The sequence below is a fragment of the Streptomyces sp. NPDC048254 genome (assembly GCF_043201895.1).
In the GTDB taxonomy this organism is placed as follows: domain Bacteria; phylum Actinomycetota; class Actinomycetes; order Streptomycetales; family Streptomycetaceae; genus Streptomyces.
The window spans coordinates 180,318-205,747 of sequence record NZ_JBICZJ010000015.1; the positions used below are offsets into that span (position 1 = coordinate 180,318).

The 25,430-nt window shown below is 72.2% G+C and carries 24 protein-coding genes, 3 pseudogenes and 2 riboswitches; of the genes and pseudogenes, 12 read left to right on the forward strand and 15 right to left on the reverse strand.

Annotated elements, in window-relative coordinates; all coding sequences use genetic code 11:
• Window position 1 precedes the first annotated feature (1 nt).
• Window positions 2–931 carry a pyridoxamine 5'-phosphate oxidase family protein gene (locus ACGFZQ_RS35360; RefSeq protein WP_393843781.1) on the reverse strand — a complete coding sequence of 310 codons (930 nt, stop codon included), beginning with the start codon at window positions 929–931 and terminating at the stop codon, window positions 2–4.
• Window positions 932–935: 4 nt separating this feature from the next.
• Complete coding sequence (locus ACGFZQ_RS35365) at window positions 936–1,568, reverse strand: hemerythrin domain-containing protein (protein WP_393843782.1); 633 nt, start codon at window positions 1,566–1,568, stop codon at window positions 936–938.
• Between the two features lie 232 nt (window positions 1,569–1,800).
• Here ACGFZQ_RS35365 and ACGFZQ_RS35370 point away from each other — a divergent pair, with 232 nt between their 5' ends.
• Window positions 1,801–3,135, forward strand: coding sequence for a BTAD domain-containing putative transcriptional regulator (locus tag ACGFZQ_RS35370; RefSeq protein WP_393843783.1), 1,335 nt, complete (start codon window positions 1,801–1,803; stop codon window positions 3,133–3,135).
• Window positions 3,136–3,260: 125 nt separating this feature from the next.
• Here ACGFZQ_RS35370 and pgm read toward each other — a convergent pair whose 3' ends face one another.
• The 8 genes and pseudogenes from pgm to ACGFZQ_RS35410 all read right to left on the reverse strand — a co-directional run.
• The gene (gene pgm / locus ACGFZQ_RS35375) at window positions 3,261–4,901 is read right to left on the reverse strand and encodes a phosphoglucomutase (alpha-D-glucose-1,6-bisphosphate-dependent) (RefSeq protein WP_393843784.1); all 1,641 of its coding nucleotides are present in this window, start codon (window positions 4,899–4,901) and stop codon (window positions 3,261–3,263) included.
• Between the two features lie 248 nt (window positions 4,902–5,149).
• Window positions 5,150–5,659, reverse strand: a complete 510-nt coding sequence (locus ACGFZQ_RS35380) for an ABC transporter substrate-binding protein (RefSeq protein ID WP_393843859.1) — start codon at window positions 5,657–5,659, stop codon at window positions 5,150–5,152.
• A gap of 47 nt (window positions 5,660–5,706) precedes the next feature.
• Window positions 5,707–5,884: riboswitch (cobalamin riboswitch) on the reverse strand.
• Window positions 5,885–5,925: 41 nt separating this feature from the next.
• The gene (locus ACGFZQ_RS35385; protein ID WP_393843785.1) at window positions 5,926–6,156 is read right to left on the reverse strand and encodes a hypothetical protein; all 231 of its coding nucleotides are present in this window, start codon (window positions 6,154–6,156) and stop codon (window positions 5,926–5,928) included.
• Between the two features lie 254 nt (window positions 6,157–6,410).
• On the reverse strand, window positions 6,411–7,163 hold the full coding sequence (locus tag ACGFZQ_RS35390) for a CbtA family protein (protein WP_393843786.1): 753 nt from the start codon (window positions 7,161–7,163) through the stop codon (window positions 6,411–6,413).
• A gap of 21 nt (window positions 7,164–7,184) precedes the next feature.
• A complete protein-coding gene (locus ACGFZQ_RS35395) occupies window positions 7,185–7,406 on the reverse strand; it encodes a CbtB-domain containing protein (protein ID WP_393843787.1) in 222 nt (73 codons plus the stop codon).
• Between the two features lie 36 nt (window positions 7,407–7,442).
• Window positions 7,443–7,583, reverse strand: a riboswitch (cobalamin riboswitch).
• A 214-nt stretch (window positions 7,584–7,797) separates the two neighbouring features.
• Window positions 7,798–8,082 (reverse strand): annotated as a pseudogene (locus ACGFZQ_RS35400) (NAD(P)-binding domain-containing protein); the annotation flags it as partial.
• On the reverse strand, window positions 8,079–9,143 hold the full coding sequence (locus tag ACGFZQ_RS35405) for an enoyl-CoA hydratase/isomerase family protein (protein ID WP_393843788.1): 1,065 nt from the start codon (window positions 9,141–9,143) through the stop codon (window positions 8,079–8,081). The gene ACGFZQ_RS35405 and the pseudogene ACGFZQ_RS35400, both read right to left, overlap by 4 nt.
• A pseudogene (locus ACGFZQ_RS35410) lies at window positions 9,140–9,310 on the reverse strand (acyl-CoA dehydrogenase family protein); the annotation flags it as partial. The gene ACGFZQ_RS35405 and the pseudogene ACGFZQ_RS35410, both read right to left, overlap by 4 nt.
• 321 nt (window positions 9,311–9,631) lie before the next feature.
• On the opposite strand from ACGFZQ_RS35410, the gene ACGFZQ_RS35415 reads away from it, so the two are divergent.
• Genes ACGFZQ_RS35415 through sigJ form a run of 3 tightly spaced genes read left to right on the forward strand, consistent with a single transcriptional unit; the run spans window position 9,632 to window position 11,431 of the window.
• Window positions 9,632–9,997 (forward strand): MarR family winged helix-turn-helix transcriptional regulator, encoded by a 366-nt coding sequence (locus ACGFZQ_RS35415; protein WP_393843789.1) that lies wholly within the window; start codon window positions 9,632–9,634, stop codon window positions 9,995–9,997.
• Window positions 9,998–10,007: 10 nt separating this feature from the next.
• A complete protein-coding gene (locus tag ACGFZQ_RS35420; RefSeq protein WP_351734383.1) occupies window positions 10,008–10,568 on the forward strand; it encodes a carboxymuconolactone decarboxylase family protein in 561 nt (186 codons plus the stop codon).
• A complete protein-coding gene (gene sigJ, locus ACGFZQ_RS35425) occupies window positions 10,565–11,431 on the forward strand; it encodes an RNA polymerase sigma factor SigJ (RefSeq protein WP_393843790.1) in 867 nt (288 codons plus the stop codon). The genes ACGFZQ_RS35420 and sigJ overlap by 4 nt, the downstream gene beginning before the upstream one ends.
• Before the next feature lie 207 nt (window positions 11,432–11,638).
• Here sigJ and ACGFZQ_RS35430 read toward each other — a convergent pair whose 3' ends face one another.
• Entirely contained in the window at window positions 11,639–12,085 is a 447-nt protein-coding gene (locus ACGFZQ_RS35430; RefSeq protein WP_393843791.1) for a hypothetical protein, read from the reverse strand.
• A 98-nt stretch (window positions 12,086–12,183) separates the two neighbouring features.
• Here ACGFZQ_RS35430 and ACGFZQ_RS35435 point away from each other — a divergent pair, with 98 nt between their 5' ends.
• The 6 genes and pseudogenes from ACGFZQ_RS35435 to phsA all read left to right on the forward strand — a co-directional run bounded on the left by ACGFZQ_RS35435 (window position 12,184) and on the right by phsA (window position 20,526).
• Complete coding sequence (locus tag ACGFZQ_RS35435) at window positions 12,184–12,549, forward strand: MerR family transcriptional regulator (protein ID WP_393843792.1); 366 nt, start codon at window positions 12,184–12,186, stop codon at window positions 12,547–12,549.
• 301 nt (window positions 12,550–12,850) lie between these two features.
• Window positions 12,851–13,899 (forward strand): annotated as a pseudogene (locus tag ACGFZQ_RS35440) (amidohydrolase family protein).
• A 129-nt stretch (window positions 13,900–14,028) separates the two neighbouring features.
• Entirely contained in the window at window positions 14,029–15,225 is a 1,197-nt protein-coding gene (locus ACGFZQ_RS35445; protein ID WP_393843793.1) for an EfeM/EfeO family lipoprotein, read from the forward strand.
• Window positions 15,222–16,457, forward strand: a complete 1,236-nt coding sequence (efeB, locus tag ACGFZQ_RS35450) for an iron uptake transporter deferrochelatase/peroxidase subunit (RefSeq protein WP_393843794.1) — start codon at window positions 15,222–15,224, stop codon at window positions 16,455–16,457. Before ACGFZQ_RS35445 ends, efeB begins: the two co-directional genes overlap by 4 nt.
• Window positions 16,458–16,633: 176 nt before the next feature.
• Window positions 16,634–18,466, forward strand: a complete 1,833-nt coding sequence (locus tag ACGFZQ_RS35455) for a phospholipase C (protein ID WP_393843795.1) — start codon at window positions 16,634–16,636, stop codon at window positions 18,464–18,466.
• Between the two features lie 185 nt (window positions 18,467–18,651).
• The gene (gene phsA / locus ACGFZQ_RS35460; protein ID WP_393843796.1) at window positions 18,652–20,526 is read left to right on the forward strand and encodes an O-aminophenol oxidase PhsA; all 1,875 of its coding nucleotides are present in this window, start codon (window positions 18,652–18,654) and stop codon (window positions 20,524–20,526) included.
• Between the two features lie 72 nt (window positions 20,527–20,598).
• Here the strand turns inward: phsA and ACGFZQ_RS35465 are convergent, their stop codons facing one another.
• Window positions 20,599–21,495, reverse strand: coding sequence for a helix-turn-helix domain-containing protein (locus ACGFZQ_RS35465; RefSeq protein ID WP_393843797.1), 897 nt, complete (start codon window positions 21,493–21,495; stop codon window positions 20,599–20,601).
• A 137-nt stretch (window positions 21,496–21,632) separates the two neighbouring features.
• On the opposite strand from ACGFZQ_RS35465, the gene ACGFZQ_RS35470 reads away from it, so the two are divergent.
• A complete protein-coding gene (locus tag ACGFZQ_RS35470) occupies window positions 21,633–22,547 on the forward strand; it encodes an SDR family NAD(P)-dependent oxidoreductase (protein ID WP_393843860.1) in 915 nt (304 codons plus the stop codon).
• Between the two features lie 133 nt (window positions 22,548–22,680).
• Window positions 22,681–23,487 (forward strand): thioesterase family protein, encoded by an 807-nt coding sequence (locus tag ACGFZQ_RS35475; protein WP_393843798.1) that lies wholly within the window; start codon window positions 22,681–22,683, stop codon window positions 23,485–23,487.
• Window position 23,488: 1 nt separating this feature from the next.
• On the opposite strand, the gene ACGFZQ_RS35480 is transcribed toward ACGFZQ_RS35475, so the two are convergent.
• Genes ACGFZQ_RS35480 through ACGFZQ_RS35490 form a run of 3 tightly spaced genes read right to left on the reverse strand, consistent with a single transcriptional unit; the run spans window position 23,489 to window position 25,321 of the window.
• Window positions 23,489–24,187 (reverse strand): hypothetical protein, encoded by a 699-nt coding sequence (locus tag ACGFZQ_RS35480; protein WP_393843799.1) that lies wholly within the window; start codon window positions 24,185–24,187, stop codon window positions 23,489–23,491.
• Window positions 24,174–24,659, reverse strand: coding sequence for a DUF6114 domain-containing protein (locus ACGFZQ_RS35485; protein ID WP_351734359.1), 486 nt, complete (start codon window positions 24,657–24,659; stop codon window positions 24,174–24,176). Before ACGFZQ_RS35485 ends, ACGFZQ_RS35480 begins: the two co-directional genes overlap by 14 nt.
• Before the next feature lie 38 nt (window positions 24,660–24,697).
• Complete coding sequence (locus ACGFZQ_RS35490) at window positions 24,698–25,321, reverse strand: DUF6230 family protein (RefSeq protein ID WP_351734357.1); 624 nt, start codon at window positions 25,319–25,321, stop codon at window positions 24,698–24,700.
• Window positions 25,322–25,430: the final 109 nt, after the last annotated feature.

Here is a 25,430-nt window from a genome sequence, read left to right on the forward strand (position 1 = left end):
ATCAGGCCCCGGCGCGGCGGCGCGCGTCCTCGGCGAGAGCCCTGAACTCCTGCCATGCCACCCGGGGCCGGGTCAGGCCGCGCTGTCGCAGGTAGCGGTCGGTGGCCCGCCGGGTGCTGCGGAGCACGCTCACCGCGTCGCTCGCGCGACCGGAGCCCATCGGCTCCACCACCTTGGCGGGGACCAGCACCGGTCCCCCACCGGTCTCCCGCAACGCGCCGCGTACGAGGGCGTTGTGCATGTGGTTGAGCCGCTCGTCGTGCCGGTGCACGAGGAGGGAGGCGGGGCCCGGTGCGGCCGGGCAGTCGGCCGGGATGTCCACGGCGAAGCCCTCGGGTGTGGGCACCGGCCGGGTCCGCGCCAGCACCGGCACCCCGGTGGCGTCGCGTGCGGCGAGCACCGCCGTCGGGAAGCGGGCGAGCTGCGCGGCGCCCGGCAGGTCACTGGCAGGTGCGGGCACGGCGGACGCGTCGGACGCGGGCAACGGCGGTCGTACGACCACCTGCTGGGGTGTCACGGTGATCAGCAGTCGCAGGTAGTACCAGCTCATCAGCGGCCGCATCGGAGCAGCGAGGTACGACCTGCTGTGCGGCTGCCGTTCGAACAGCATCCGCCAGTAGTCCTCGGCCCCCTGCGGCCCGGTCATGATCTCGTCGGGGCATTCGGCGTGGCCGCCGACGAATATCTGCGGGGCCTCGTCGAGGCCGCTGCCGGTCGGGTCGGAGAAGAGCAGGGCGACCCGGCCGTCCCGGCGGATGTTCAGCGCCTTCTGCGCGAACGCCAGGGATGTGCTCAGCAGCAGCGTCCCGTCCGGGCGGCGCCACACGGCCGTGGGCCACGCCAGCGGTGTGCCGTCCCGGCCCAGGGTGGCGAACTCGCAGGTCCGGTAGGCGTCCAGGACGTCGAGAGGAGCGGAGTCGAGCAGGGTCACCGGTCTACTCCCCGTCCAGCGGCGCGCGCGTGGTCCGGCGGTGGGCGTCGTACTGGCGGCGGCCGACGGCCCGCCAGAGCAGCCGGCCGACCGGCGGGACCTTGCCCAGGAAGTAGGCGCTCTCCTCAGGTGTCGCCTCCTCCAGGATCGCGCCGAGCGCCAGCAGCCGCTTGTTCTTCGGCAGCCCCGCCAGGCCCCGCTCTCCGACCAGGTCCCACTCGGGGACGGTCAGGTGCTCCGCGACCAGCGGCAACACCGACCGCTCCTCCTCGTCGAGGTGCTCCAGGAGCGTGGTCCGGTGCGCGTCCAGCGCCAGCGCGAGTTCCTCGCCGGATATCCGGTCACCGGTGCGCTCCCACACGGGCATCCACTCGGACACCGCCGCCAGGGTGCGGTCGATCGCCTCGTGCTGCTCCGTCATCCGTGCCACGAGGTCGTCGTCGTGCGCGGCCCGGGCCCGCAGCAGCGGCCAGATCAGCTCGCCCTCGGCGTGGTGATGGTGGTGCAGGCCGAGGGTGTAGTCGCGCAGGGCGGCCACGATCCGCGCCGCGCGGGCCGTGTCGCCGTCCGGCACGGCGCGCACCAGCCGGGGCAGCAGCGCCGACTCGCGGCGGAAGACCCGGTGGACCACGACCATTTCGTGGGTATGAGGACGCTCGGCGGTGACAGAGGCGCCGTGACTGCTGTTGAGGGACACGCTTGCTTGCTCCAACGATCAGGTGTTCTGCGTGAGCCGCCCAGCGTTCCGCGACCCTCTTGGCGTCCGCTTGGCGCGCGGCTCGGTGTCCGACTCGGTGTCCGGCTCGAAGAGCATCGCGTTTATCGTCTGTTGACGGGTTGCACGTGCGGCTCGGGTAGATTCCCGCGCCGTGCTGCGTTTGCGAGTCCTGGGTCCGCTCGGCGCCGAAGTCGCCGGAACGCCGGTCGAGTTGGGCGCTCCGCGGCAGCGTGCCGTGCTGGCGCTGCTGATCGCCGCCCGGGGTGGTGTCGTACCGGTCGACCGGATGGCGGAAGCGCTGTGGCGGGGCCGGCCACCGGCCAAGGCCAGCGTGTCGTTGCACGCCTACCTGTCCAATCTGCGCCGGTCCCTGGAGCCAGGGCGGCCGCCGCGTGCCCCGGCCGCCGTTCTGGTCACCGCGCCACCCGGGTACGCGCTCAGGCTCGCCGGGGACGCGGTGGATGCCTGGCGGTTCGAGTCCTGGGTCCGCCGGGCCCGCGACGCCCCGGCCGCGGAAGCCCGCCTGCTGCTCGCCGAGGCGCTCGGCTGGTGGCGCGGGCCGGCCTTCGCCGAGCACGCGGACGAGGCCTGGGCCGCCGCCGAGGTGGCCCGGCTCACGGCGCTGCGTACCGAGGCCCGTGAACTCGCCGTGGCCGCCGATCTGCGCACCGGCCGGGTGGCACAGGCGGCGACCGACGCCGAGTCTCTCGTCCGGGACAGTCCCCTGCGTGAGGAGGGCTGGCGGCTGCTCGCACTCGCGCAGTGGGCCTGCGACCGGCAGGCCGACGCGCTCTCCTCGCTGCGCCGCGCCAGCGCCGTGCTGCGCGACGAACTCGGCTGCGATCCCGGCCCCGCCCTGAGAAGGCTGGAGCAGGCCGTGCTCAACGGGCGGCTCGACGTCCTGCGCGCGGCCGTGCCGGAGCCCGACGACGAGCGGCCCGCACGCACCGCGCCGCGGCGCAAGGGCCGCGGCCTGTTCGTCGGCCGGGGTGCGGAACTGCGGGCCGTCGACGCCGCCGCCCGGGCCGCCCGGCAGGGCGGCACCGTGCTGCTGGTCACCGGCGAGGCCGGCGCCGGCAAGTCCGCGTTCCTCGACCGGGCCGCCGCCCGGCTGCGGCAGGACGGCTGGCGGGTGGTGACCGGCTGCAGCCCCGAGTACGAGGGCGCGCCGCCCGCCTGGGCCTGGACGGAGGCACTCGGCGCGCTCGCCCGCGAGGTACCCCCGGCCGGGCCGGAGGGACTGACGGTGCCGCCGCAGGAGCCGGAGGACGCGGCCGCCGCCGGGCGTTTCCGGCTGCACCGTGTCTTCGCCTCCCGGCTGTGCGCCGCCGCCTCCGCGGCGCCCCTCGCCGTCCTGCTGGAGGACTTGCACCACGCCGACGCCGAGACCCTCGCCCTGGTCGAGGCGGCCGCCGCCGTCACCGGGGTCCCCCTGCTCACCGTCGCCGCCTACCGGCCGCCGACGACGCCCAACCGGACGGGCTGATCGAGCTGTAGACACGGCGCCCGGCACACTCGGAAGCGGGCCGCCCGACTCGCCGCACAGGCCCGCCCAGCGGGCGCCGAAGGCGGTGGTCCAGCCGGTCCGGCCACCGCCTCCAGCACGGGGCGTCAGCCGCCGAGCGCGGCCATCACCACCGCCTTGGCCTCCTCCTGTACCCGGGTCAGGTGGTCGGGGCCCTGGAAGGACTCGGCGTAGATCTTGTACACGTCCTCGGTGCCGGACGGGCGGGCCGCGAACCAGGCGTTCTCCGTGGTCACCTTGATGCCGCCGATCGCCGCGCCGTTGCCAGGCGCCTCGGTGAGCACCGCGGTGACCGGTTCGCCGGCCAGCGCCTCGGCGGTGACCTGGGCCGGGGAGAGCTTGGCGAGGAGGGCCTTCTCCTCGCGGGTCGCCGGGGCGTCGATGCGGGCGTAGGCGGGCTCGCCGAAGCGGGCGGTCAGAGAGGCGTAGTGCTCGGACGGGGTCCTGTCCGTCACCGCTGTGATCTCGGAGGCGAGCAGGGCGAGCAGGATGCCGTCCTTGTCGGTCGTCCACACCGAGCCGTCCCGGCGCAGGAAGGAGGCGCCGGCCGACTCCTCGCCGCCGAACCCGATGGCGCCGCTGACCAGTCCGTCGACGAACCACTTGAACCCGACCGGGACCTCGACCAGTTGACGTCCGAGGTCGGCGGCGACCCGGTCGATCATCGAGGAGGAGACGAGGGTCTTGCCGACGCCGGCGCCCGCCGCCCACTGCTCGCGGTGGCGGTAGAGGTAGGAGATGGCGACGGCCAGGTAGTGGTTGGGGTTCATCAGGCCGGCGTCGCGGGTGACGATGCCGTGCCGGTCGGCGTCCGCGTCGTTGCCGGTGGCGACCCGGAACTCGTCCCGCTTCTCGATCAGCGAGGCCATCGCGTACGGCGAGGAGCAGTCCATGCGGATCTTGCCGTCCCAGTCCAGCGTCATGAACCGCCAGGTGGGGTCGGTGTACGGGTTGACCACGGTGAGGTCGAGGCTGTGCCGTTCGGCGATCCGGCCCCAGTAGGCGACGGAGGCGCCGCCGAGCGGGTCGGCGCCGATGCGCAGCCCGGACGCCCGGACCGCGTCGAGGTCGAGGACGCTGGGCAGGTCGTCGACGTAGACGCCCATGAAGTCGTACCGGCCGGTGGCCGGCGCGGCGAGCGCACGCTCGTACGGGATGCGCTGTACGTCCTTCATCCCGCCCGCGATGATCTGGTTGGCGCGGTCCTGGATCCAGGAGGTGGCGTCGGAGGCGGCCGGGCCGCCGCTGGGCGGGTTGTACTTGAAGCCGCCGTCGGCGGGCGGGTTGTGCGAGGGGGTGACCACGACGCCGTCCGCGAGTCCGGTCGTACGGCCGCGGTTGTGGGTGAGGATGGCGTGCGAGACGGCGGGGGTCGGCGTGTAGCCGTCGGCGCTGTCGATCAGGACGGTGACGCCGTTGGCGGCGAACACCTCCAGGGCGGTGACCTTGGCGGGCTCGGACAGGGCGTGGGTGTCGGCGCCCAGGAAGAGGGGGCCGTCGGTGCCCTGGCCGCTCCGGTACTCGCAGATGGCCTGGCTGGTGGCCGCGATGTGGTCCTCGTTGAACGCGGTCGTCAGCGACGATCCGCGGTGCCCCGAGGTGCCGAACGCCACCCGCTGGGCCGGGTCGGCCGGGTCGGGGTGCAGTGCGTAGTACGCCGTGACCAGCCGGGCCACGTCGACGAGGTCCTCCGGAGCCGCCGGCCGGCCCGCTCGCTCATGCGGCATGAGTCCACTTCCTCCGCAGTCGTTGATCGATCGCTGGACGCCCATCTTTCCTTGTCAGCGGCGGCGGACGCGAGTGCGGCACCGGCACAGCCGCCGAAGACACCGCGGGTTCACGGCTGGTTCACAGCAGCCGCGGCGTTCCCGGGGCACGCGACTCGAAGATGCCCCATCGAGGCTCGGCCGAACGGCTCCCCGACGGGCGCGGCGGACGTTCCGGAAAGCGCGTGACGGGACATACTGAATATCAGTCAACTCCCGTGCCCCCGGGCACTCACGAGAGGCCGCACCGTGGAGAACTCCCTCTCGCCCGCAACGTAGGTGGGCACGCCGAGCTTCTCGAACCGCTCGCGGGTGGCGACCCCGCCCTTGCCGAGGGTGGAGACGAAGGAGGCGGTGACGAAGTCGGGTTCGGCGTCCAGGACCTTCTCGAAGGAGGGGTTGTTGCCGGCGAGCCGCGGGACGGACGCGCTGGCCTTCTCCAGTCCCTTCATCACCGGGTCGGTCCAGGTCGCCGTACCGGCCATGCGGTCGGCGAGGCCGAGGGAGAGCAGGATCCCGGTGGTGCCCTGGTTGAGGGAGACGGCCCGTTCCGGAGCCGATTCGAGCGTGACCTGGTGGCCGCAGTTGCCGAGGGTGCGCGGATAGCCCGCGACGGACGCCTGCCGCGACGTGGCGTCGCCGCCGTCGCCGGAGGAGCCGCATGCGGTGAGCAGCAGGTCGGACGTGAGGAGAAGCGCGGGGGTGCGGAGCACGGGTATGCCTCAGGGGTCGGGGCTCGTACGCGGAGCCTGGCCTACGGAGTCCCCCGGAGGACGGAGGTGCCAGCTAGGTCTTCGGACTCGGGTTCGTCCGGACGAGGCGCCTTCCCGGTCTCCCAGTGGCACTTTGCCCCGCCCGTCCCCCTCACCGCTGCGCGTCAGCTCCGGATTCGCACCGGATTCCCTGACCACGGATGTGGCACGACTGGCTCCGCCAGGCTATCCCAACGCGCCGGGCGGGATACGGCCGCCGTCGCTGACCGGCGTCAGGTGGCCGGGTCGCGGGCCTGGTCGCGGGGCCGGGGGCGGTGGCGGCGGAGCAGGTCCGCTATCGCGCAGCGCAGGCACTCGGCGTCCGCCGCGTCGCCCGCGGCCGACGCGGCGTGGCACTCCGACGCCGGCGGGCCATCCGGCTCACGGCAGTCCGGCTCGTGGCAGTCCGCGTGGTCGCTGACCAGGCTCTCCAACTCGTTCAGAAGCCGTTCGGTCCGCTTCACCTGCTGGGCGAGCACCCGTACCCGGGCGCTCTGACCGCCGATCTGCCAGCGGCTGGCGATCAGTTACTCGTACTCGCGGACGGTGAGGGCGACGGCCTCGTGACCGCCGAGGGTGATGCGGCGTGGCTGAGGGTGTCTGGCCACTCGGGTCCTCCGCTCCTCGCCTTGCTCGTCCTCGCCTGCTGGGTCGGTTCCCGGAGAACGCGAGAGGGCCCCCGGATGGTTCCGAAGGGCCCTCGCGTGACGTGAATCGTTCAGTGGGCGGCGGGAACCGTCCGCCCGGCCGGGGCCTTCGCCGGCCTGGGGTTGAGCTGCCGTTCGGCCAACTCGCCGAAGAGCAGGCCGAATCCGCCCCACAGCACCAGCTGGATGGCCAGCGCGGAGAGCCGGAACCGCCACAGCAGGGTGGCCGGGAAGTCCGTCGGTACCTCGTTGATGGTCGGCAGGAACTGGTACGCCAGCCCGATGACGACCGCGAACGCGGCCACCGCGACCACGGTCGCCCACCAGGTGCCGAGGCTCGGCCGGAGCCGCTTGCCCAGGATGGTCGCGGCGACCGCCAGGAGCACGCTGAGCACCATCATCAGGAAGTACAGCGTGGTCCGCTTGCCGATGGTGTCCGGGTCGCCCACCGACGGCGGGTTGGCCGGGTACTTCAGGAACGGCACCACGTACACGGCGAACAGCGCGCACCCGGACAGCAGCAGCGCCGTCGCCCGTGGCGAGAAGCGGCCGACGCGGCCGAGGGCGAAGCAGTAGGCGAGGGCGGCGATGCCGCCGAAAGCGACCCCGTAGAGCAGCACACCGGTGGCCAGGCCGGCGGTGGACTGGAGGGAGCGGGAGACGACCTCCATCTCGTGCTCGTGCGAGTGGGCGTCCTCGAAGCTGATCGCTTTGTCGACGTTCGGCTCACCGAGGAGATAGGCGACGACCAGGGCGAGCACGCCGGCGGCGAGGCCGGCGAGCATGCCCCGCACCAGGAGGTTTCTTACCGTTGCGGAGTTCATGGGCGTGCGGCGTCCCTTACGTCAGTGGCAGGGGAAGCCGAGGAGGTGGCGGGCGTCGTGCACCCACTCGTGGACGTCCGTGCCGTTGAACACGGAGGTGGCGCCCTGCTCGGCGCCGACGAAGTAGAGCAGGATGAGCATGAGGATGCCGAAGAAGACCGCCCAGGGAGCTATCGCACTCAGCGGCAGCTTGGCGGGAATGACGGGGGTGGTGGCTGTCGGCTGCGCGACGGTCTGCGCCATGGCAGAACCTCCTCTGGGAGTTCGCGTCCCATCTCGGTGGTGCACTGGACGACGGCTACGGGTCTGACTCACGAGCACCCGGGGGCTCTCGCATACAGTGGCGCGACCGTGCCGGACTCCCACCGGCTTCCGTTCTGGCGTCGTCGATATCGGACAGACCGTACCGCGTGTCAGGAGCACGGCCAAGACCGCGCCACCAGGCGTGATCTTCATCTCGCGCCTGGTGGCCGGTTCTGGGCGTGCTGGGTCAGCGGTGACGAAACTCGACGGGACGTCTGCCGACGAGGGCGCTCATGCCGTCCTTCTGGCCGGCGGTTGCGCGCGTGAGGGCCTGCGGCCGGTTGAGTGTGAGCAGGGCGGTACGGCCCTTGCGTTCGGCACAGGAGGCGTACAACTCGGCGGCGTGCAGTCCGAGTTCGGCGTGCAATCCGCCTGAGCGAACGGCGTCGGCGGCCGGTCCCAGGGCCTTGGCCGTCAGGGAGGTGCGGGCGTCGGCGACGTCGATGGTGGAGCAGTCGACGAAGAGGGTGCCGGGGCGGGCGGCGGGCTCAAGACCGGGGCCGGTAAGTGACCACGAGGTCGTATCCGCGCACCCGATGGCGCGCCTTGACGAGGTTGGCGGCCATGGGGGGGCGCCCATGTGTCCGAGTCCGATGAACGCGACGGTACGGCTCACCAGGCCGCCTCCGGGGTGGTGCCGGGTCCGGCGAGACCCAGTTCGCGCTCGCCGAGCGGAGCGAAGAAGCGTTCGACGTCGGCGTCGGTGACCTCGGCGAGGGTGGCCGGGGACCAGCGCGGGTTGCGGTCCTTGTCGATGATCTGGGCGCGGATGCCCTCCGCCAGGTCGGGGGCGGACAGGGCGGCGCAGGAGACGCGGTACTCCTGGTCGAGGACCCGCTCCAGCGGGCCGAGCCGCCGCGCCCGGCGCATCGCCGCCAGGGTGACCTTCAGGGCGGTCGGCGACCTGGACAGCAGGGTCTCCGCCGCCTCCTTCGCCGCCGGGTCGCCGTGGGCGAGCAGCCGCCGGACGATCTCCTCGACCGTGCCGGCGGCGTAGCAGGCGTCGATCCACTCCCGGTGGCGGACCAGTTCGCCCTCCGGCGCCGGTCGCACCTGCCGGGTGAGCGCCTCGTGCACCGGCCGGTCGGCGAGGTCGGCGATCAGCCGCTCGATCCTGTCCGACGGGACCCAGTGATCGGCGAGTCCGCACAACAGGGCGTCCGCGGCACCGATCTGAGTCCCTGTCAGGGCGAGATGGGTGCCCAGTTCGCCCGGGGCGAGGGCGAGCAGATAGGTCCCGCCGACGTCGGGGACGAAGCCGATCCCGGTCTCCGGCATGGCGACCCGGGAGCGCTCGGTGACGATCCGGACGCTGCCGTGCGCGGAGACGCCGACACCGCCGCCCATGACGATGCCGTCCATGATCGCGACATAGGGCTTGGGGTAGCGGGCGATCCGGGCGTTGAGGTGGTACTCGTCGCGCCAGAACTCCGCCGACGCACTGCCGTCCCCGGCGCGGGCGTCCTCGTAGATGCTCCGGATGTCACCGCCCGCGCACAGGCCGCGCTCCCCCGCGCCGGTGATGACGACGGTCTCGACGGCCGGGTCGTGCTCCCACTGGGTGAGTGCCTCGGCGATGTCGAGCACCATGGCGTGGGACAGGGCGTTGAGTGCCTTGGGCCGGTTGAGGGTGAGGTGGGCCGCCCGGCCGGCGGTGTGGAGCAGGACGTCGCTCATCCGAACGCCTCCAAGAGGCCGCGGGTCACGATGACGCGCATGATCTCGTTGGTTCCTTCCAGGATCTGGTGGACCCGCAGGTCACGGACGATCTTCTCGATACCGTACGCGCTGAGGTAGCCGTAGCCGCCGTGCAGCCGGAGCGCGCGGTCGGCGACCGCGTACCCCCGGGGCCGTCCTTGTCGACGACCTTCGTCTGAGCAACGCCCGGGTCCTGCTCCGTCCAGGGTGTCGCGGGTCGCCCAGGCGGGGCCGCGGTGGGCGGTTCGTCGGGCGTGCCGTCCGCGGACCGCGCGGTGCGGGTACCGGTCGAAGCCGGATCCTTTCGGGTTGAAAGCGTCAACCGACCCGTCGGTAGGGTCACTTGAGGCGTAAAGCTAGGATTTCCCCATGGTCGCTCCCGAGCCGCGCCGGCTGACCGACGACGAGACACCGTCCTGGCTCGCCCTTGCCGGTGTGCTGGTCAGGCGCCCGGCCGTGCCCTGCGGATGAGCGAACTGGCGCTGTTCGCCAACGGGTCGCTGTCCCGGCTCTCCCATGTCGCCAAGCGCCTGGAGCACCGGGGCTGGCTGCGCCGGGAGCCGGACCCGGACAACGGCCGCTTCACCGTGGCAACGCTGACGGAGGCGGGCTGGGCCAAGGTCGCGGACTCGGCACCGGCGCACGTCGCGACCGTACGCCGACTGGTCTTCGACCCGCTGACCCGGGCGCAGGTGCGCCAGCTGCACGAGATCGGCCGCAGGATCCTGGCGGCGACCGACGACGCCGGCGGGCCCCCGGGCCGGCCCCTGTCACATCCGCGCTCCGGGCGGTGTCTTCATGCCGAACAGGCAACGCATACCGGCAACGCATGAGGAGAACACCGTGACGCTGCGCATCCCGAAGGCCGAGCTCCCGGCCGGGCTCAAGGAGAACATGGTCGAACAGCTCGGTGCCGTGCCCGAGAACGTCGAGGTGCTGTGGCACAGCCCCCAGGTCGCGCAGGACAACCTGGAGTTCGGCGGCAAGGTCGGCGCCTGGGACCGGGCCGACGCGAGCCTCAAGTCGTTCGCGCACATGGCGGTGGCCGCGCAGGTCGGCTGCAGCTGGTGCCTGGACGTCGGCTACTTCCAGGCCCAGAACGGGAACCTGGACCTGGTCAAGGCCAGCCAGGTACCGCGCTGGCGGGAGGCGGACGTCTTCACGGAACCGGAGCGGGACGTGATGGAGTACGCCGAGGCCATGACGAACACCCCGCCGACCGTGACCGACGAGATGTACGCCGGCCTGCTGGACCGGCTCGGCGCGCCGGCGATGGTCGAGCTCACCGCGTTCATCGCCTATGTCAACCTGGCGACCAGGGCGAACGTGGCGAACGGGGTCGGCTCGCAGGGCTTCTCCGACGCCTGCGCGATCCCGCTGGCCCAGCCCGCCGCGACGGCATGACGGCCGGCTCGGCCCCCGAGGACCTGTTCGTCGCCCATCGCCGTCTGCTGTTCACGGTCGCCTACGAGATGCTCGGGTCGGCGGCCGACGCGGAGGACGTGCTCCAGGAGTCCTGGCTGCGATGGGCCGACGTCGACGGGTCCCGGGTGCGGGACCCGCGGGCGTATCTCGTCCGCATCGTCACCCGCCAGGCGCTCAACCGGCTGCGGACGCTGTCCCGCAGCCGTGAGGAGTACGTCGGCGAATGGCTGCCGGAGCCGCTGCTGACCGGTCCCGATGTCGCCGAGGACGTCGAACTCGCGGACAGCGTCTCGATCGCGATGCTCACCGTGCTGGAGACGCTGGCACCGACCGAGCGGGCGGTGTTCGTGCTCCGCGAGGTCTTCGACGTGCCGTACGGGGAGATCGCCGAGGCGGTGGGCAAGTCGGCCGCCGCGGTACGGCAGATCGCCCGGCGGTCCCGCGAGCATGTGGCGGCCCGGCGGCCCCGGGTCCGGGTGAGCCGGTCGGAACAGCGTGCCGTGGTGGAGCGGTTCCTGGCCGCGCTGCGCACCGGGCGGGTGCAGGAGCTGATGGAGGTCATGGCACCCGACGTGGTCCTGATCGCCGACGGCGGTGGACAGGCCGGTGCCGCGACCGCCCCGGTGCACGGCGCCGAGCTCGTGGCCGCGCTGCTCGCCCGGCCGGACCGGACGGTGTCCCCGGTCTGGCTCAACGGCGCGCCCGCCGGCCGGATCGAGGTCGGCGGCCGACTGGCTGCGGTGAGCGTCGAGGTGGCGGACGGCCGCGTCGTCCGCATCCACGCGGTGGCCAACCCGAGCAAGCTGACGCGACTCGACGAGCCGGCCGAACTCACCCGCTAGGCCGGTGTGTTCCCGGCGGACGGCACCGCCCGCCGGGAACACCGGGAACACCGGCCCATGGACCCATGGAGACTACGCACGCAGATGGTGGCGCACGTCCCCCACCAGGTGGATCGTCAGGGGTCCCGTCCTCGTAGAGGATCACGGTGTCCCGGAGCATCCGTTCGACGCCCTCGCGTCCCACGGCCGTCGTATCCGCGATGGCGTTCATGGCAGCCGAGGGCAGGAGACGAGGCCGGTCCGCCGGGTCCACCGCCATGGCCACAGCTGGGCGACACCGAACGCCACCTCCACCACGAGGAAGAGCCACAGCAGGCGCGTGGCTCCGTGGCCCAGCGCGTACGCCTGCCACAGGGCGAACTGGACGCGCGCCACGCCGTCGAACAGGCCGTGCGCGGGAAGCGGCTCGATGATCCGCAGGAGCGCCCACACCACCACGACCGAGCCCATCAGGTTCGCGTACAGGATTTGCATCGGGTCGAGGGCGGGCAGCACGCCCAGCCCGAGGGTGTCCCCCAGCGACGACAGTCCGTCGTGCACGAGCGCATAGGTCCAGGGGGTCGCGAACCCCACGGTGACGACGAGGTCGTACCAGGCGCTCGCACGGACGACCCGCGGATAGGCGGGGTGGGTGGGGGCGGCGAGACGGATCATGAGGGGGCTCCTGCTCGATTCGTGGCAGCGACGCCTCACGCTAAACAGTGGAGTACTGTCCAACGTCAAGTCCCAGCGCGGCAGTCCGGCGGAGGGTCATGCGTATCGGAGAGCTGGCCGCGCAGGCCGGCCTGAGCAAGGACACCATTCGCTTCTACGAGAAGATCGGCCTCGTCACGGGCCGGCGCCTGGCCAACGGCTACCGCGACTTCCCGCCGGAGACGGTGCCTTGGCTGCACTACGTCCGTACCGCGCAGACCCTCGGCTTCTCACTGGCCGAGATCGGCCGGCACTTCGAGGAGCTGAGCGACGCGCCGGACTCGGCCGAGGCGCTGTCCGCACTGTTCGAGGAGAAGATCCGGGTCGTCGACGCGCGCATGGCCGAACTCGCGGCCCTGCGGACCGAACTCGAGGCGCGCGTCGGCACCGGATGCCCCCTGCGGGCGGCGGAGCGGGCGGGCTGAGAGGCCGCTCCCCTCAGCCCGCCGAGACCGACGGCGACCGGGGTTCCCTGAGGCGTCGACGGGCCCGGGACAGGCACTCGCAGGTTCGCCGCGGTCACCCCGGTGGGCCTGTACCCGATCACCGCCACGTCGTACGGGCTGTCCATGGCTCTGCTCACGGCCCCGGTCCCACTCACCTGGGCACCTCGTGTCGCTCTTGCCTCGGCTCGCTGATGTAGCGTCTGCTCCAATTGGAACATCCGCTACGGCAGGGAGGCCGTCAGGGACGTTCCAGTGCCGTGACGACGGGAAGGGCAGCCCCCTGACCAGCACCCCGCGCCGGATCGACGTCCACCAGCACCTGATCCCGCCCGGCTACCGGAAGGCCCTGACCGGGCAGGGGATCACCGAGGCGGGCGGGCGCGCCCTGCCCGACTGGAGCCCGGAGGCGGCCCTGGAGGCGATGGATCTGCTCGGCACCGAGACGGCGATCCTGTCGGCCTCCACCCCGGGCACCGGTTTCCTCACCGACCCGGGGCGGCGGCAGGCCTGGCCCGGCAGCTCAACGACTTCTCCGCCGCGCTCACCGCCGAGCACCCCGGCCGCTTCGGCTGGTTCGCCACCCTGCCCCTGCCGGACACGCCGGCCTCGGCACAGGAGGCCGAACGGGCGCTCGCCGGACTCGGCGCCGACGGCGTCACCCTGCTCGCCAACACCGACGGCGACTACCTCGGCGCCGCCGGCCAGGACGCCCTCTGGCGGGTGCTGGACGAGCACGGTGCCGTCGCCTTCGTCCACCCGGCCGAACTGCCCGGGCCGGCCGTCGACGGCATCCCGCCGTTCGCCGCGGACTTCCTCCTCGACACCACCCGGGCCGCCTATCTCCTGGTGCGCAACGGTGTGGTGCGCCGGTACCCGCGGATCCGGTTCGTCCTCAGCCACGCGGGCGGCTTCGTGCCGTACGCCTCGCACCGGATGGCCGTCGCCCTCGCCGCCGACACCGGGCGCAGCCCCCTGGACATCCTGGGGGACTTCCGCGGCTTCTACTGCGACACCGCGCTCTCGTCCAGCCCCGCCGCCCTGCCCACCCTGCTCGCCTTCGCCCGCCCCGGGCACGTGCTGTTCGGCAGCGACTGGCCGTTCGCGCCCGCCGCGGCCGGCCAGTACTTCGCCAACGGCCTCGACACCGGTGTCGGCCCCGGCATCCTCGCCGCCGTCAACCGCACCAACGCCGAGGCCCTCTTCCCCCGCCTGGCCGGCGTCCCCGCCCTCGCGCCCGTCTCCCGTCCGCTCCCGGCGCGGCTGCGGCGGTCGGTGCAGCGCGCCGGTGCCCGCGCCTTCTTCAGGATGGTCCAGCCCGGCACCGACTGAGGGGCTCCTCGGGAGGTCCGGTGAACCGGCAGGGAACTCTTGGTCATGGGTTTGCCTGGACGGCCGTTCGAGTGCGAAGTGCTGCCTAGCATGAGGCGATCACGAACGGTACGAACCCGGGAGCTCGGGATGGTGTTGTCCGGCCTCGGCTGGAGGTCGTTGCGTCCCTGGGCGGTCGTCGCGGTCGCCGTCGTATGCCTGGTGGCGGGAGCCCTGGCGCTCACACACGACTCGCGCCCCGCACACGCCGCCCCTGCCGCCCTGCCGCACACCGCGGTGGAGGTGTCCGCCAGCCGCTGCGGCCGGGGCTGGCGCACACCCACCCCTGGTGTCCAGGTCTTCGACCTGCGCAACCCGACCGACGGCCCCGCCGAGGTCCTCCTGGAGGACCCGAAGAGCCAGGCCGTCTACGGCGAGGTGGAGGACATCGGCCCCGGCACCACCCGGGAACTCACCGTCCGTCTCGGCAAGGGCACCTACGCGTTCAAGTGCGTCCCCGACGACGCCGACGCCGTCACCGGACCCACGGTCCGCATCACCACGGGGCGCAGCGGACCGGCCGCGGCCCCGGTCACCGAGCACGACCTGATCCCGCCGGCGCTCGCCTACCAGAAGTGGATCGGCAGCGGCCTGTCCGACGTCGTCCGGCTGACGACGACCCTGCGGGACGCGATCGACGGCGGGGACCTCGCCGCCGCCCGCGCCGACTGGCTGCCGGCGCACCTGGAGTACGAGCGGCTGGGCGCTGCGTACGACGCCTTCGGCGACGCGGACGGCGCCATCAACGGCACGGACGCGGGCCTGCCCGGCGGGGTGCACGACAAGGACTTCACGGGCTTCCACCGCGTCGAGTACGGCCTGTGGCACGGCGAGTCCGCGAACGGCCTGCGCGGCCCGGCGGCCGACCTGGTGAAGGCGGTGACCGCGCTCCGCGACGACTGGGCGGGAACCCGGATGGACCCCGCCCAGCTGGGGCTGCGGGCGCACGAGATCCTGGAGAACACGGTGCAGTTCGAGCTGACCGGCCGCACCGACTACGGCAGCGGCAGCAACCTCGCCACCGCCCGCGCCAACCTCGACGGCACGGTGCAGGTCATGTCCCGGCTGCACCCGCTGCTGGCCACGCGGTACGCCGGTCTGCCGGCTCTGGAGAGCGAACTGGACCGGGTCGGGAAGACGCTCGACGGTTTCGAGCACGACGGCACCTGGACACCCCTGGGGCGGCTGAGCCACCGGCAGCGCGAGAACGTCGACGCGGCGCTCGGGGACCTGGTGGAACGGCTGGCGTCGGTGGCGACCCTGTGCGATCCACGGAGGACGGTGTGAGCACCGACGAGACGACGGGCAAGGGCGGGGTCGGCCGCCGTGGCTTCCTGCGGGGCGCGGCGCTCGCGGGCGCGGGACTGGCCGCCGGCGGCGCGGCCGCCCCGATCACCGACGCCACCACGGCAACGCCGGCCATCGCACCCTTCCACGGCGCCCGTCAGCGGTCCGCGATCGCGGCGCCGCGCCGGACGACCGTCTTCACCTCGCTCGACGTGACCGCCGGGAACCGCGCCGAGCTGACCGACCTGCTGCGCACGCTCACCGACCGCGCCCGCTTCCTCACCTCCGGCGGCACCCCCGACCCGGTGGGCGTCACCGCGCCGCCCGCCGACTCCGGTGTCCTCGGCGAGGAACTGCCGTCGGGTGCGCTGGCGGTGACCGTCGGCGTCGGCGCCTCGCTCTTCGACGACCGGTACGGGCTCGGGAGACTGAGGCCCCGTCGGCTGACCACGATGCCGGCCTTCCCGGACGACGACCTCCGGCCCGAGTGGTGCCACGGCGACCTCAGTTTGCAGTTGCACGCGGACGACACCGACACCGTGCTGCACGCACTGCGCGACATCGCCCGGCACACCCGGGGCGGCATGCAGGTCCGCTGGCGGCTGGACGGCTTCACCAGCCCGCCCCGCCCGTCCGGCACCCCGCGCAACCTGCTCGGCTTCAAGGACGGCACCGCCAACCCGGAGACCGGCAGCGCCCGGGAGATGGACCGGCTGGTGTGGGTCGGCGCGGACTCCGGCGAGCCGGAGTGGGCGGTCGGCGGCAGCTACCAGGTGGTGCGGCTGATCCGCATGCTGGTGGAGTTCTGGGACCGGGTCTCGCTCAGCGAGCAGGAGCGGATGTTCGGCCGGTCCCGCGAGTCCGGGGCGCCCCTGGACGGCGACGCCGAGCACGACACGCCTGATTACGCCGACGACCCCAAGGGTGACGTCATCCCGCTGGACGCGCACATCCGGCTGGCCAACCCGCGCACCACGGCCACCGCCGAGCAGCGGATCCTGCGCCGCGCCTACAACTACGACCGGGGCATGGACAGCAACGGCAACCTCGACATGGGTCTGCTGTTCAGCTGCTACCAGCAGGACCTGGCACGGCAATTCGAGACCGTGCAGAAGCGGCTGGCCGGCGAACCGCTGGTCGACTACATCTCGCCGTTCGGCGGCGGGTACTTCTTCGCGCTGCCCGGGGTGCGGGACCGGAACGACTGGTACGGGCGCGCTCTGCTGACCTGAGCTTGTTCGAACAACTTCGGGACCCGATCGGTCAATACACGGTCAAGGTTTGCCCCAGCATCCCTGACCCGGTATTCACTCACGCGCCATCATGGCTCCGCCGGAGCGCCCGGAAGCGGGCGAAGCATCCCTGCCTGTACGACGCAGTGACGTTCATGCCCGGAGGGTGAGTCCGCATGGCCAGCACAGGAAGACGAACGGCGATCAGGAGTCTGGGGGCGCTCGCGGGTGCCGCCGCGCTCACGGTCCTCGGCGGTACCGCGCCCAGTTGGGCAACCGTTCCCGCCGGACACAGCAGCGGGTCGTCCACCGCGACGCCGATCAAGCACGTGGTCGTGCTGTTCGACGAGAACATCTCCTTCGACCACTACTTCGCGACCTACCCGAAGGCCGCGAACACCGACGGCACGAAGTTCACGGCGTCCAGCAGGACCCCCAAGGACATCGACACCGTCGCGCACGCCGGGCTGCTGACGAAGAACCCGAACCAGTACGCGCCCAAGCGGCTCTCCCCGTCGCAGGCCATGACCTGCGACCAGAACCACTCCTACGGGCCCGAGCAGCTGGCCTACGACGGCGGCAAGGCCGACCAGTTCGTGCAGAACACCGAGGTCGACAAGTGCAGCGGCGGCCTGTTCGGCGAGCCGGGCCTGGTCATGGACTACTACGACGGCAACACCGTCACCGGGCTGTGGAACTACGCCCAGCAGTACGCCCTCAACGACCGCTCCTACAGCTCGGTCTACGGCCCGTCCACGCCCGGCGCGCTCAACCTGATCTCGGGTCAGACGCACGGCGCGATCTCCGTCGACTCGGTCACCGGCAAGCAGACGTCGACGCCCGACTCGTACGCCATCGCCTCCCCGGACGCCAAGGGTGTGGGCACGGTCATCAACGACCCCGACCCGGCCTTCGACGACTGCTCCGACAAGGACCACACGAGCACCAGCGCGCTGGCCTCGCTCCAGGGCAAGAACATCGGTGACCTGCTCAACTCCAAGCACGTGACGTGGGGCTGGTTCCAGGGCGGTTTCCGTCCGTCGACCGGCTGGGACGGCAAGTCGGCCGACTACGCCAAGTGCGACACCACGCACACCAACGTGGGCGGCGCCTCCGTGGTCGACTACAGCCCGCACCACAACCCGTTCTCGTACTACAAGTCGACGTCCAACCCGCACCACGTGGCGCCGAAGAACGTCAACGAGATCGGTCACAACGGCCAGGCCAACCACAACTACGACCTGACCGACTTCACCGCGGCCGCCAAGGCGGGCAGACTCCCGGCCGTCAGCTTCCTCAAGGCCGGCGAGTACCAGGACGGCCACGCCGGGTACTCCGACCCGACCGACGAGCAGCACTTCCTCGTCAACGAGATCAACGCCGTCCAGAGCTCCCCGGAGTGGGAGTCCACGGCGGTCGTCGTCGCCTACGACGACTCCGACGGCTGGTACGACCACGCCTACGCCAAGCCCCGCAACGGCTCCAAGGACACCACCGCCGGCTCCAACGGCAAGGCCACGGACAGCGCGGCCTGCCAGGCGGGCCCGGCCGCGTCCGGCGGCTACGCCGACCGCTGCGGCCCCGGCACCCGGCAGCCGCTGCTGGTCATCTCGCCCTACAGCAAGGTGAACAAGGTCGACCACACGGGGACCGACCAGTCGTCCGTCATCCGCTTCATCGAGGACAACTGGCGCACCGGCCGCGTCGGTGACCACTCCTTCGACGCCACCGCGGGCACCCTGACCAACATGTTCGACTTCCGGCACCCCAACAACAAGCAGGTGCTGCTGAACGCGAACGGCTCCGTCAAGCACGTCGGCCCGATCCACCACGTGGCTCCGGTCAGCACGCACATCACGCCGGGCCCGGCGATGGTGGACACGGCCGCGACGACCGGCTCGGGCGCGTTCCCGACGCTCCCGGTGAGCCTCGGCGCGGGCGCCCTCGTGGCCGCCGGCGCCACGGGCACGTACCTGACCCTGCGCCGCAGGCAGCGCACCCCGGCCTGACCTCCGCACGGCCTCCATCACCTCGGCACGGTCCGTCTCTCCGTACCGTGCCGAGGCGCGTGTGGACATGGCTCGAATTCGCCACCCTTTCGGGTGGAACAGGGCATTCAGGGAACGTCGGTCATTCCTCGGGAGTCCTGTGGGGTGAAGGCAGAAACCACAGAACACACGGGGGTGTTCGGACCTTGACCGACATCATCGACAGGATCACCGAGGACGCCGCGGGGGAAGCGGCGCCGACTCCGGAGCAACTCGCGCCCTATGTGACGCCGTTGCCCGTCCCGCCCGTCCTGCGGCCCGGCACCGGAGACGTGCTGCGCGAGACGGAGATCGCCCTGCGCCCGGCCTGGGTGCGGCTGCACCCGCAGCTCCCGCCGACCCTCATGTGGGGGTACGACGGGCAGGTGCCGGGCCCGACCATCGAGGTGCGCCGCGGGCAGCGCGTCCGCATCGCCTGGACCAACCGGATCCCCAAGGGCAGTGAGTATCCGGTCACTTCGGTGGAGGTGCCGGGCGCCGCGCCGGGCACCGCACCGCCCAGCACCGAGCCGGGCCGCGCGGGCGTCGAGCCGAACAAGGACGTCGCCGCCCTGCCCGCCTGGACGGTGACCCACCTGCACGGAGCACAGACCGGCGGGGGCAACGACGGCTGGGCGGACAACGCCGTCGGCTTCGGCGACGCCCAGCTCTCGGAGTACCCGAACGACCACCAGGCGGTGCAGTGGTGGTACCACGACCACGCCATGAACGTGACGCGGTGGAACGTGCACACGGGCCTGTACGGCACCTATCTCGTCCGTGACGACGAGGAGGACGCGCTCGGGCTCCCCTGCGGGGAGCGGGAGATCCCGCTGCTGCTCGCCGACCGGAACCTGGACACCGACGAGGACGGCCGGCTCAACGGCCGGCTGCTGCACAAGACGGTGATCGTCCAGCAGCAGAACCCGGAGACGGGCAAGCCGGTCACCATCCCGTTCACCGGCCCGTACACGACGGTCAACGGCCGCATCTGGCCGTACGCCGATGTGGCCGACGCCTGGTACCGCTTCCGGCTCGTCAACGCGTCCAACGCGCGCATCTACAACCTCGTCCTGGTCGACGAGGACGGCAGCCCGGTCCCGGGCGTCATCCACCAGATCGGCAGCGACGGCGGACTGCTGCCCCGCCCGGTCCCGGTCGCCTTCGACGACGCGCTGCCGACGCTGACCGTGGCCCCCGCCGAGCGCTTCGACCTGCTCGTCGACTTCCGGGGCCTGGCCGGAAAGAAGCTCCGTCTGGTCAACAAGGGCCGCAACCAGGCGCCGGGCGTACCCGACCCGGCCGGTGACGTGCGCTATCCGGCGGTCCTGGAGTTCCGGGTCGGCTGCAGCGGTGAGACGGACACCTTCGAGCTGCCCGAGGTGCTCTCCGGCTCCTTCCGCCGGCTCACGCACGACATCCCGCACGGCCACCGGCTGATCGTGCTCACCCCGCCGGCCACCAAGGGCGCCGGCGGCCACCCGGAGATCTGGGAGATGACCGAGGTCACCGACCCCGGCGGCATCCAGGTCCCCGCCGAGGGCATCATCCAGCTCACCGGAACCGACGGAACGACGAAGACCTACCGCCGCACCTCCCGGACCTTCAACGACGCGCTGGGCTTCACCATCGCCGAGGGCTCCTACGAGCAGTGGAGCTTCCTCAACCTCGCGCCGATCGTCCACCCGATGCACATCCACCTGGCCGACTTCCAGCTGCTGGGCCGCGACGCCTACGACGTCACGGGCTTCGACCCGGCGGTGGGCGGCACGACCAAGCCCGTCGCCTACGACGCGACGACCCAGCTCCCACTGGCACCCAACGAGCTGGGCCACAAGGACGTCTTCCGGGTACCGGGCGGCCAGATCCTGCGCGTCATGGGGAAGTTCGACGGCGCGTACGGGCGGTTCATGTACCACTGCCACCTCCTCGAACACGAGGACATGGGCATGATGCGGCCGTTCGTCGTCATGCCCGAGGAGGCGATGAAGTTCGACCACGGGGCAGGCCACGGCGGCCATGGCGAGGGCCACACGGGCTGACCCCTCGCAGCGGCTCGCACCGGCACCCGGGGATGGTCCGGGTGCCGGCGCGGCGCGTGCCGTCCGGTTCGGTCACCGTGCGGTGCGGGGGTCCGCGGCCGGTGCGGAGGGGTCCGGCGTACCGGTGCCGGGGCGGGCAGGACCCTCCAGGGAGGCGAGCAGCCGCAGGCGGTCCTCGGAGTCACTGCCCGGGCGGGCGTGATAGGTGACCAGGGTCTGGCCCGCGCTGCCGGGGATCAGGAGCTTCTCGTAGTGCAGTTCGAGCGGGCCGACCTGGGGGTGGCGCAGCAGGCTGGTTCCGGTCGACTTGTGCCGTACGTCGTGGCGGGCCCAGAGCCTGCGGAAGCGTTCGCTGCGCAGGGACAGCTCCCCGATGAGTTCGACCAGGCGTGGATCGTCGACGTCGGCGCCCGCGGCCGCACGCAGATAGGGGACGACGCGGGCGGTCATGTCCTCCCAGTCCGTGTGCAGCTCGCGCAGCTCAGGCAGCAGGAAGGCGTCGAGGATCGTGTTGCGGCCCGGAGCGTAGGCCGGTGAGAGGGCGAGGGCGAGCCGGTTCGCGGCGAGGACGTCCATGTACCTGCCGTGGACGTACGCCGGAGTCAGCGGCCAGGTGCCGATCAGTGTGCGGATGCCGTCGCCCGCCTTCTCGGGTCTGCGTGCACGGCGGCCGCGGGTGGCCTGCGGAGCCGTGCCGAGCCCGATCAGGTAGGCGGTGGCCTCCTCGTCCAGCCGCAGTGCGCCGGCGATGCTGACCAGCACCTGTTCGGAAGGGTGGCGGTCGCGGCCTTGCTCCAGGCGCACGTAGTAGTCGGAGCTGACCCCGGCAAGGAAGGCGACCTCCTCACGGCGCAGCCCGGGGACACGGCGCTTGCCGTCGTCGGTGATGCCCGCGTCGGCGGGGCGGACGAGTTCCCTGCGGGCCCTGAGATAGCCGGCCAGGGCACCTGGATCACCGACTGCTGTCATATGCCCAGGGTAGGCAGGAGCCGCGCCGCCCGGGTGGCCCTGTCACTCCTGGTCCTGAGCCGTCCTGGTCCGTGCGCGGACGGCGCTTCACAGTGGCAGGAGCCCGTCCGTCCTCGTGAGGAGCCCCTGTGTCCGAGCTGTTCCGCAGTCCGTTCGACCGGCACTCGACCGCCGCCCAGGTGATCGCCGGCGTCGACCTGTCCGGCAGGCGTGCCGTCGTCACCGGCGCCGGATCCGGGATCGGGGTGGAGACCGCGCGGGCGCTGGCGGCCGCGGGCGCCGAGGTGACGCTCGCGGTGCGCCGGCCGGAGGCGGGCGAACAGGTCGCGGCCGCACTGCGCGGGGCCACCGGGAACGACGCGGTGCGCGTCGCCCACGTCGACATCGCCGACCTGGACTCCGTGACGGCGTTCACCTCCTCGTGGCGCGGGCCCCTGCACATCCTGGTCAACAACGCCGGGATCATGATGCTGCCCGAGCTCGAACGGGGCAGCCGCGGCCATGAGCAGCAGTTCGCCACCAACTACCTGGGCCATTTCGCTCTGACCCTGGGCCTGCGCGGCGCGCTCGCCGAGGCCGGCGGCGCCCGTGTCGTGACCGTGTCCTCCAGCGGCCACCTGTTCTCGCCCGTCGTCTTCGACGATCTCGGCTACCGCTTCCGTCCCTACGACGCGCTCGGCGCCTACGGCCAGTCCAAGTCCGCCGAGGTGCTTCTGGCCGTGGAGGCGGACCGTCGCTGGGCGGGCGAGGGCATCAGGGCCAACGCCCTGCACCCCGGGGCGATCGCCACCAACCTCCAGCGGCACACCGGCGGTCTGAGGACCCCCGAGCCGTACCGCAAGACGGTCGAACAGGGCGCCGCCACCTCGGTGTTCCTGGCTGCGTCCGCGCTGGTCCAGGACGTGGGCGGACGCTACTTCGAGGACGTCAACGAATCCCCGCGGGCCGCCGAACGTCCGACCGAACTCGGCGTACCCGGCGTGGCCCCCTACGCCCTGGACCCCGCGAACGCCGAGCGGCTGTGGGAACTGGCCCGCGTCATCCTCCGCTGACCGCACGGCAGCCGGCACGAGAGAACGAACCCGTGCCGCCCGCACAGTGGTTGCACTGTGCACTTTCTCACGCGCCGAGACGATCGGATGCCGGTAGCGTCGAGGGTGGTCACCCCGTAAGGAGAAGCGTCCGTTGTCCCTCCCGACCGTGTCCCAGGGCAGTTACTTCGAGGCCGTCGACGACCGCCGCTACAAGCCGACGCCGCACGCGTCCGGGGCCTGGGCCCCGGACGAGCAGCACTTCAGTCCGCTGTCGGGGCTCGTCGTGCACGCCCTGGACCGGTATCGGGCGGCGGGCCCGGACAACGGTCTGCTGCTGTCCCGGATCAGCTACGACATCCTCGGCCGCCTGGCCCTGGACGAATGCGAGATCGAGGTGGAGACCGTCCGTCCCGGGCGGACCATCGAGCTGCTGGAAGCGGTCGTACGGATCTCCGGCCGCTCGGTCCTGCGGGCCCGCGCCTGGTACCTGGCCGAACTCGACACCACCGCGGTCGCCGGCGGCCCCGACGACCGTCTCGTCCCGCCGGACTCCCTCGCCCCCTGGCCGGCCGGCGAGCTCTGGCCCGGCGGCTATATCGACTCCGTGGAGATCCGCCCGGTCGAACCGCGGCGCCCGGGCCGCACGGCCGCCTGGATCACCTCGCCCCTGGAGCTGGTCGCCGGTGTTCCGGTCAGCACGCTCGCCTCGTATCTCACCCTGGTCGACACCGCCAACGGCATCGCCGTCCGGCAGCCGCCCACCGAGTGGATGTTCCCGAACATCGACCTGACCATCCACCTGCACCGCCAGCCCCGTGGCCGCTGGACCGGGCTGGACACCAAGGTCACCTTCGGCCCGACCGGACAGGGTCTCACCAGCACGGTCCTGCACGACGTGGACGGCCCGGTCGGACACGCGTCGCAGATCCTCACGGTCCGGTTGCTGCCGGGGGCGTAGGTCACCTGGCCGCGGCCCGCAACCGCGGTCCCTTGATGGACAGTCGGCCGCCGAGCTGCACGACCTGTACCACGGTCGCCGAGACCAGGGTGATCGTGCGCGTGCGGGTGACCGGGCGTGAGAGCCAGCGGGGTACGGCCCCGGGGGTGACGGTGACGGTACGGCGCGCCGGGAGCGGGCTGCCGCCGAGGCCCGTGACCCTGCCGGACAGCTTGCGGACGTAAAGGGTGACCACTCCGCGGGCGCCCTGGGCCTTGAGCGTCGAGGTCGTCGCCGGTCTGGCCCGCAGGCGCAGCGCGGCGCGGCCCCGGCCCGCGGTCAGGTCGAGGTCGACGGCGTCCAGTGACCGCACGGTGAATTTCAGTGCCCGGACGGTACCCGTCGCGGTGTGCACCGTGGCCGTCCCGTGGAACCTGGCGCCGCGCAGCACGAGCCGGTCGGCGCGCAGCACCCAGGAGCCCTTGGCGGCGCGGGGCGGGTGTGCGCCCAGGCGTGGCGCGTCGGCGGGCGCCGCGGACAGGCCCACGCCCGGGCGCGGGACCCCCGGGTACAGCGACAGGGACAGGCAGGACACGGCGGCCGCGCAGGCGAGCGGCCGCAACGCACGGGCGAGCACGGAACCGGTCGTACTCGTACGGCCCGGGCGACCACGCCCGTCGGTGTGGGCGCGGTCGCCGGCGCGGTCGTCAGCTGTCGCCACTGGGGCCCTCCGCCGCCGGCACGGCCGTGGTCCCGCCCTCGCTCGGCGGTGTCGGCGGTTCCCCGGCCGTGGGCGGCAGCCAGGCACAGGCCAGGGAGCCGCCGATCAGGCCGGAGGCGACACCGAGGAAGAGGCCGCCGAAGTTCGCCACGGGAAAGGAGATGACGGCGAGCAGGAGGGTGGCGATCCCCGCGAAGACCCGGAGATGGGTACGGCAGCAGAGCGCGACGCCCAGGACCAGGAGCAGGATTCCGATCACCAGAGACCCGGCGCCCGACGTGGTCGACAGCGCGAGCGGGATGCCGCCCAGGTCCAGTCTCGCGTAGGGCCAGTAGAGGATGGGCAGCCCGGCGGCGAAGGTGAACAGCGCGGCCCAGAAGGGGCGTTCGCCGCGCCAGGTCCGGAATCTGCGCCGGAACTCCGGTGCCGCGGCGAGCAGTTCGCCCGGTCCGGCGAAGGGGTTGGTGATCACGCGTCCTGTCCTGATCAGTGGTCTCGTCGTCCGCCGGGTCAGGGGCATGTGCGGTTGCCCGGTTGGATGCGCACCCGCAGACCCGGGACGTTGAAGGTGCCGGCGGACAGCGCGAGCGTGTTCACCCGTACGTCGGTCAGGGTGACCGAGGTGGACTGGAGGGCGATGCCGTCCGGATTGAAGAACCGGGAGTCCCGGTCTCCGGACCTGACCGGGCCTTTGGAGACGGCGCCCTGGGCGACACCGATGTCGAGGCCGGTGAAGTTCGCGTCCGATGCCCCTTCGGCCGTCGCGTCGAGGAACAGGTCCGACGCCTCGGCCAGTTGGTGGTCGCCGCTGGTGAGCCGCAGGGTCTGGGTGCCCAGCACCGGAACGTCGACCGTGATGGCCTCGCACAGGCCGCTGACCTTCGCGTGCCGGAAGCCGGTGACCACGACGGGGACGAGTTCGTGCTTCCTGGTCACGTCGATCATGCTATAGAGGCTGACCCCACGGGCGGTCAGTGAATCGGCGGTGACCTGGAACTTCTGGCCGGAGATGAAGAACGACGCGGCGAGCACGCCCTGCGCCATGCCGATACCGACGGTGGCGCACGCGGCGACGGAGGGCACCAGGACCACCGCGAAGAGCCGCCAGCGGGTTCTCCCGGCGCGGTGCGACATCCCGTCTCCTTCAGTCGTGAGGTGATGCCCCGCCCCTACCGGACAAGGCGAGAGATGTCCTGTTTGTCCGGTGATGGATCCTAGGCTTCCGGGTCGGGCGACCGGCTGC

Bases quoted from the DNA above. Each gene is read 5' to 3' on its own strand.
- ACGFZQ_RS35465 (WP_393843797.1), bottom strand. From the start codon at position 21,495: ATGACAGCAGTCGGTGATCCAGGTGCCCTGGCCGGCTATCTCAGGGCC.
- ACGFZQ_RS35390 (WP_393843786.1), bottom strand. From the start codon at position 7,163: ATGAACTCCGCAACGGTAAGAAACCTCCTGGTGCGGGGCATGCTCGCC.
- ACGFZQ_RS35490 (WP_351734357.1), bottom strand. From the start codon at position 25,321: ATGTCGCACCGCGCCGGGAGAACCCGCTGGCGGCTCTTCGCGGTGGTC.
- pgm (WP_393843784.1), bottom strand. From the start codon at position 4,901: ATGCCGCATGAGCGAGCGGGCCGGCCGGCGGCTCCGGAGGACCTCGTC.
- ACGFZQ_RS35435 (WP_393843792.1), top strand. From the start codon at position 12,184: ATGCGTATCGGAGAGCTGGCCGCGCAGGCCGGCCTGAGCAAGGACACC.
- ACGFZQ_RS35365 (WP_393843782.1), bottom strand. From the start codon at position 1,568: ATGGTCGTGGTCCACCGGGTCTTCCGCCGCGAGTCGGCGCTGCTGCCC.
- sigJ (WP_393843790.1), top strand. From the start codon at position 10,565: ATGACGGCCGGCTCGGCCCCCGAGGACCTGTTCGTCGCCCATCGCCGT.
- ACGFZQ_RS35445 (WP_393843793.1), top strand. From the start codon at position 14,029: ATGGTGTTGTCCGGCCTCGGCTGGAGGTCGTTGCGTCCCTGGGCGGTC.
- ACGFZQ_RS35415 (WP_393843789.1), top strand. From the start codon at position 9,632: ATGAGCGAACTGGCGCTGTTCGCCAACGGGTCGCTGTCCCGGCTCTCC.
- ACGFZQ_RS35430 (WP_393843791.1), bottom strand. From the start codon at position 12,085: ATGATCCGTCTCGCCGCCCCCACCCACCCCGCCTATCCGCGGGTCGTC.
- ACGFZQ_RS35455 (WP_393843795.1), top strand. From the start codon at position 16,634: ATGGCCAGCACAGGAAGACGAACGGCGATCAGGAGTCTGGGGGCGCTC.
- ACGFZQ_RS35405 (WP_393843788.1), bottom strand. From the start codon at position 9,143: ATGAGCGACGTCCTGCTCCACACCGCCGGCCGGGCGGCCCACCTCACC.
- ACGFZQ_RS35395 (WP_393843787.1), bottom strand. From the start codon at position 7,406: ATGGCGCAGACCGTCGCGCAGCCGACAGCCACCACCCCCGTCATTCCC.